Source organism: Erwinia sp., from assembly GCF_049696395.1.
In the GTDB taxonomy this organism is placed as follows: Bacteria; Pseudomonadota; Gammaproteobacteria; order Enterobacterales; family Enterobacteriaceae; genus Erwinia.
Window position 1 is genome coordinate 1 of sequence record NZ_JBAVTT010000004.1, and the last position, 6,302, is coordinate 6,302.

The following is a 6,302-nucleotide window of genomic DNA, read 5'->3' on the forward strand; positions in this document are numbered from 1 at the left end:
CGCAGCCTCAAACCGTCGCATCTTTTAACATTATTTTAACTCAGCGTACCAGTTTGCTCTGTTCTCTGTTTTGAGGTTGCGAAGCCCATCACTAAAATAATCTCATCCTGAGATCGCCAATAAAAAACGACCCGACGACAGGTTGCCATCGGGTCGTAAGAGAGTCTTCTGTCTGTCTATTCCGTCAGGATGGTCTGTACCCGAGCGGGTCCGTTGTTGTAGTAACCAAACGGAGGCGGGCCCCAGTATCCACCGTGACGACTACCACGGGGCGGGCCATACCAAATCCATGGGTCGATCGGCTGAGGTGGCGACACTATTTGCTGGGTAAGATGCCAGCGCTGATAACCTGTCACATCAAGGGTGATAAAGTTATAAGACGCCTGACCTACTTCCCCTTTCTCAGTGCCTTTTATCGGCCCGACAACGGTCACCATCTGATTATTGAAGTCGATCGGATCGACAAAGCCTTTGATATCAGCATAAATGCGTCCAATAGAAGGCGTGTCTAATACCGGCCTGGCGGTGTCATCAAGGCGCTGAGCGGCAATTTCCAGCCGGGTCATGCCATCTTTATTGATGACTTTAATGACTTTTCCGCCAAAGCGAGCTTCCTGCCCGACATAAATCTGCGGAGCGCTCATCACCCGGACCAGGTCCTGCTGTGGCGTGGGTGAAGTGCCTTTCACTGAGTCTGGCACACTCATACAGCCAGAAAGCAGTGCAGAGGCCAGTAACAGACTACCAAACTGCAACAAAACACGTTTACGCATAAAGTTCTCCAGGTTACTGATTACTCTGACTGCCTGCTGGATAAATAGTTGCCCGAATCAGGTGCGCCCCGGCAATTTTTTCCATGTCACTTCGTTACGTAAATAGGTCGGTTCAGCCTGTTCTACTGCCACTACTCGCCCAGCCGCAAAGGCCAACGCGGCCAGAGGTAACATATCCTCGGCGCAGGGAAGTTCAACTGCTGTGGCTTTTAAATTCGGTCCGACCGTTTCTGCCAGCTCAGGCCAGGCTTTCCAACCGGTTCCCACCATTGCCCACTCACCCGTCAATGCGGCCATTCTTTCCTGCGCCGCTTCAGGTTTCAGCACGGCTTCGGTTTCTGCGCCCTGCCAGTCGCCCTGCTCGTCACGCTGGTATTCAGCCCAGTAGACTTCACCCATACGCGCATCAATAGCAGCCAGAACGCGGGTAGCGCCGTGCAAGCGCCAGGCACTTTGTGCCATTGTTTTCAATGTGGATACGCCAATCATGGGCAGCTCTGCCCCCAAAGCCAGACCCTGTGCGATACCAATGCCAATACGCACGCCGGTAAAGCTGCCAGGCCCCTGACCAAAGGCCAACGCATCCAACTCGGTGAGTTTGGTGTTCTCCTGCTGAAGCAGAGCCTGGACCATCGGCAGAATTCGCTGGGTGTGCTCACGGGCACAAAGTTCAAAATGGGCCGTGACGTTTTCGTCATTCAGCAACGCGACGGAACAGGCCTCCGTAGCCGTATCAATCGCTAAAATACGCGTGGACATACACACCTCTGGCGGGATAGATTTTTCGGCGCGCAGCATAGCACACTGCGCCGCAGATTACTGTTGTGCCGACGGTTTAAGAAACTCAACCGCCTGCTGAATATCACGGGTTCTTGGTGTTGGCGGCAGGCTGTTCAGGAACACCGCGCCGTAGGGACGCATCACCAGGCGGTTATCGCAGATCACCAGCACGCCCCGATCGTCCACATCACGGATCAATCGTCCAACGCCCTGTTTCAACGTAATCACCGCGTCCGGAAGTTGCACCTCATCAAAAGGATCGCCACCGCGCAGCTTGCAGTCTTCCATTCGCGCTTTCAATAGCGGGTCATCCGGTGAGGTAAACGGCAGCTTATCGATGATCACCAAAGAGAGCACATCTCCTCTTACATCCACCCCTTCCCAGAAGCTGCTGGTCGCGACCAGTAAAGCGTTTCCGGCAGCTACAAACTGCTTCAGAAGCTGGCCTTTACTGGTTTCACCCTGCAGCAGAACCGGTAAAGTCAACATGGCGCGAAACTGCTCTGCAAGATCCCGCATCATCTGGTGCGAGGTACACAGGAAGAAGCAGCGACCCTCATTGGCTTCAATGAGTGGCAGCAGCATCCGCGCCATCTGCTTTGCCCCGCCTGGTTGGTTCGGCGAGGGCAGATTGCGTGGGACGCAGAGCAGCGCCTGGCTGGCAAAATCGAAAGGACTTTCAAGGATCATCGTTTTCGCACTGCTCACGCCAAGACGCTCAACGAAATGCGTCATTTTTTCGTTTACGGCCAGCGTAGCCGAGGTAAATATCCAGCTTGCCGGACGCTCATCCATCACTTCACGAAAACGTTCTGACACCGAGAGCGGCGTAAGTGCCAGCACAAAGTGGCGGGAATTGCATTCATACCAGTAGCTGAAACCCGGCTGGTTAACGTCTTTCAGGCGCTTCAGCCGGCCACGATAAAGTGCTGCGCGGTCAAAAGCCGCATCAAGCAGCGCGGAACGGCCAAGAGACATTTTCGCCACGTCATAGCAAAGCTCCAGCGCATCATCCAGCAGTAACAGCGCACGCTGGATGGTGGGATTATTCATGATCTCGCGCAGATTCCCGCGAAAGCCGGGATCGCCCAGCGCCAGACGAAAATCCTGGGCGCTTTGCGATAAACGGTCGGCTGATTTTTGTAACTGCTGGACGTCACGCACTTCGGTGCGGTAGGCGATAGTAATGTCTTTTGCCAGATCAATAAGCTGTTTGCTGGAGAGCTGCTGGCCAAAATACTGGCTGGCAATGTCCGGAACCTGGTGCGCTTCATCGAAGATCATCACATCGGCTTCGGGGATCAGTTCCGCGAACCCACTCTCTTTCACTACCATATCGGCCAGAAACAGATGATGGTTAACCACCACCACATCAGCATCCATCGCTTTACGCCGGGCTTTGACCACAAAACAGTCTTTATATACCGGACAATCGCTGCCCAGGCAGTTGTCATTGGTGCTGGTCACCATCGGCCAGATAGTGCTGTCTTCCGCCACGCCGCCGCAGGTACTGATATCCCCATCAACCGTTTCGCTGGACCAGCCACGCAGGTGCACCAGATCGCTCATTGCCTGCACGGCAAGTTCACCTCCGACCATCGACTGCTGCTCAAGCCGCTCCAGACAAAGATAGTTGGACCGTCCTTTTAAAAGTGCGACCTGACCTTTAAATTTGAGCGCTCTGGCTACGGTGGGGAGATCGCGGCTGTACAGCTGATCCTGCAACGCTTTCGAGCCGGTAGAAATGATCACTTTTTTACCGGACCGCAGCGCCGGAGCCAGATAAGCGTAGGTTTTCCCGGTTCCGGTTCCCGCCTCAACCACCAGTTCATGCTTATTTTCGATAGCTTCACTGACCGCCAGCGCCATTTGTCGCTGCGGTTCACGCGGTTTGAAACCCGGGATTGCCAGCGCCAGCGCGCCATCTGCTGCAAAATCGTCTGCCACACATCCTCACTACGTTTTAAAAAACACTGTAATTATGTCAGTATTAATTAAAAGGCGCAAAATTATTAAAATCAAAGACTTATATGCTTATTTTGTCTGTTTTATATACAACAAAGCACGACAAAACAGGACGGATGGCTACAATCTTATCAATGAGTTAGGAGATCATTTCGAATGGAATTAAGGTGCATTATAGCCTATGTCACTGCGGACGCGTCAGTGTTACTGGCGTTCGCTATTAGGTTTGAAAATGCTTTCAAATTGTAGGTCGACGTTCCTCGTAAACTTGTCGGGCGCAAAACATGACCCTGCCGATCACATTCAGCTCGTCCAGCACCTCACCTTCAATACTCTCCCCTGCGCTCGTCACCAGTGCCCCGCCCATCATCCTTCCCAACCCAGACTCCCCAAGCAGCTCGTAATAGAATGACTCCCCCGGCTTCGGACGCACAGACCGGTCAATCACATGCAGCGTGTCGCCTTCGTAATAAATCGACGTGGAAGATGGTCGCGCCACCATAATCTCGTTCAGGTCGATGCGCGATTCAACGTAGTCCTGCGCCGGTGATGGAAATCCCATATCAGCAGCCCCCGTTGTTTGGGTTGAACAGGTGGAACGTACGGCGCTCACCCTCTTCAGTCGATATGTCGCGGAAGTTACCCTGATAGTGCTCAATCCACCGGTTAGCCTCTGCCAGGGTGAAGTCATGGTTAACCTTCGCCAGTGCGGCCACGAAGTTCACCGTCTCCACCGTGCGTTTGCCGCTGGCGGCTATCCTGATGCTGTGTCTGAATGCTGCTGCTATGTCGTCTCTGCGTGCCATGGGGTGCCTCTCAATCAAATACTGTATGCATATACAGTAATATTGATCGATGTGGCCTATCAAGGGGATTTTGATGTAGCGACGTTAGTGGGTTGATCCTTGGCTGAATTTAGTAAAAACCCGCCGAAGCGGGTTCTTTTACCTCGAGCAGGAGTATGAGAATTTTCTTCTAAAGTCCCGGCTTCCTTCCCCTTGCTTGTCAGATATGACGTAGCTTGCACTACCTCTTTCCAACATAGGATCAATCAAAAATGAACCTACTGGAGTGACGTTAAGCCTCCCTCCTTTGCAACTCCCTAATATCCACTCAAGACCATCATTAAATGATTTTGAAGTTTCATATCTTGCCTTGCTCATTATGGTGATATTAACAATGAGAATTGCAACCAGCACACCTACAGGCCAAACCCATTTCCCTGTACTCTCATCTTTTTTGAACATCATCAAAGGTAGTAAGGGGATTAAATAAAGGTGAGGGGCGTATCTCGCCCACCATGATTCAGGATTCAAAATAGTGCAAATAACAATCAGTGATAGTATTAATATTACGTTCTTGTCGATCATCTTTCTTGATATTAGAATGATGATCGAAATAACTAAAGCAAGTGAAAAATAAACGCCGAAACCACCAATCCTGAGATCTTCATATGCAAGATTATTGAATTCCTTTTTGTTATAGTGTCCAGGGATTTTCAGTGTCGGTGACAGACCAGAAGCTTCGTTTATATTTTCACTTTTGCTGAATGTTGATATGAATAACTTCTCACCTCTATTCATTCCTTGGAAAGATTCCGGAGATGCAAAAGTAATAATGTCTTTCTTGTCCTTACCAAATAGCGGATAAAAAACATGCCGACCTTCTGATATATTTTTAATGTAAGGATTAGAGCCTATAAATCCTACACCAACGGCCAAGAACAATGCGAACCATAAAACCACAGATGAAGTTTTTTTAACATTAGGCAGCGCTCTAAGTCCCATAACCAAGAAAACAGCACCAACATACAAGAACCAAGAAAACTTAATGTTAACCACAATAATACTACAAATTACAACTACTACTGCATCAATTTTACTGTACCGGTTGCCATAGCTCACGGCTGCGAAAATCATCAATATCGCTAAAAATCCCATTGTAGCATCAACATAATAGCTAAAGGATTGAGCTATAAAAATATGATTGAGCAAGCAAAGAGCTGCAAATATATATGACGCCTTCACATTATAACCATACATTTTAAAGAAATGTATAATGTAGAAGAACATTGCCCCGCCAATTACCAACTGATAAGAACTACCAACAGATAGATTACCGGTTAGTATTCCTAGCTCACCTGAGAAGTACCAGGTTGATTTTGGATATGGACTTATCCAAAAATTACCAGCTTGCCCCGTAAAATCATAAAGTAGGTTTCCACCGTGCATAAGATACCAGGCGGCCTTCTGATGGTAAGCTAGTCCATCCCAACTTTGATCAGGGAATATAGAGCTTTGATAAATGGCAATTATCAAAAATGCAATTGGGAATGCAATATACTTATTTATTCCACCGCAAAGGTATATGTAAATTAAGAGCGATAGAGCAAACGCATAAGGAACAACCGAGTGATCAGATATGTTCAACCCATAATGCATTGATATTTGTTTTATGACAGAGAGTACGCTAGTTAGAAGAAATATAGAAAGTAGAAAAATACAACTAGCTAAAGATGTGCTTATTTTTTCGGAACTCATTAAAGATTCCTTTCCTCACGAAAAATTAACAATGAACACACCGCCAACTATCAACGCTGCTCCAAGAATTTTCATCAATGTTATAGGTTCTGCGAAAAAAACCGATCCCATGAACATAACAAATAGTATTGCACTTGAAACCATTATTGGATATGCGACTGTCAGGCTCATTCTTGAAAGAGCGAGAAAGTAGAACACAAAACCAATAAAATATAACGCCACTGATGTTGCATGTGGCCAATAG

7 protein-coding genes are annotated in these 6,302 nt (G+C 48.6%); all 7 read right to left on the bottom strand.

Annotation, left to right across the window (positions count from 1 at the left end; all coding sequences use genetic code 11):
- Positions 1-176: 176 nt before the first annotated feature.
- On the bottom strand, positions 177-773 hold the full coding sequence (locus WCC56_RS00380; protein ID WP_424690457.1) for a Slp family lipoprotein: 597 nt from the start codon (positions 771-773) through the stop codon (positions 177-179).
- Between the two features lie 57 nt (positions 774-830).
- Positions 831-1,532: a tRNA (adenosine(37)-N6)-threonylcarbamoyltransferase complex dimerization subunit type 1 TsaB gene (gene tsaB, locus WCC56_RS00385; protein WP_424690458.1), complete on the bottom strand. Its 702-nt coding sequence runs from the start codon at positions 1,530-1,532 to the stop codon at positions 831-833.
- 57 nt (positions 1,533-1,589) lie between these two features.
- Positions 1,590-3,500: an ATP-dependent DNA helicase gene (locus tag WCC56_RS00390; protein WP_424690459.1), complete on the bottom strand. Its 1,911-nt coding sequence runs from the start codon at positions 3,498-3,500 to the stop codon at positions 1,590-1,592.
- Between the two features lie 256 nt (positions 3,501-3,756).
- Positions 3,757-4,080 carry a phage repressor protein gene (locus WCC56_RS00395; protein WP_424690460.1) on the bottom strand — a complete coding sequence of 108 codons (324 nt, stop codon included), beginning with the start codon at positions 4,078-4,080 and terminating at the stop codon, positions 3,757-3,759.
- A gap of 1 nt (position 4,081) precedes the next feature.
- Positions 4,082-4,324: a DNA polymerase V gene (locus WCC56_RS00400; protein ID WP_424690461.1), complete on the bottom strand. Its 243-nt coding sequence runs from the start codon at positions 4,322-4,324 to the stop codon at positions 4,082-4,084.
- 138 nt (positions 4,325-4,462) lie between these two features.
- Entirely contained in the window at positions 4,463-6,058 is a 1,596-nt protein-coding gene (locus WCC56_RS00405) for a hypothetical protein (protein WP_424690462.1), read from the bottom strand.
- A gap of 15 nt (positions 6,059-6,073) precedes the next feature.
- A partial coding sequence (locus WCC56_RS00410; RefSeq protein ID WP_424690463.1) for a DMT family transporter occupies positions 6,074-6,302 on the bottom strand: 229 nt, incomplete at its 5' end.

What these genes read in the sequence shown, in the direction of transcription:
- tsaB (WP_424690458.1), bottom strand. Translation starts at nt 1,532, where the DNA reads ATGTCCACGCGTATTTTAGCGATTGATACGGCTACGGAGGCCTGTTCC.
- WCC56_RS00380 (WP_424690457.1), bottom strand. Translation starts at nt 773, where the DNA reads ATGCGTAAACGTGTTTTGTTGCAGTTTGGTAGTCTGTTACTGGCCTCT.
- WCC56_RS00405 (WP_424690462.1), bottom strand. Translation starts at nt 6,058, where the DNA reads ATGAGTTCCGAAAAAATAAGCACATCTTTAGCTAGTTGTATTTTTCTA.
- WCC56_RS00395 (WP_424690460.1), bottom strand. Translation starts at nt 4,080, where the DNA reads ATGGGATTTCCATCACCGGCGCAGGACTACGTTGAATCGCGCATCGAC.
- WCC56_RS00400 (WP_424690461.1), bottom strand. Translation starts at nt 4,324, where the DNA reads ATGGCACGCAGAGACGACATAGCAGCAGCATTCAGACACAGCATCAGG.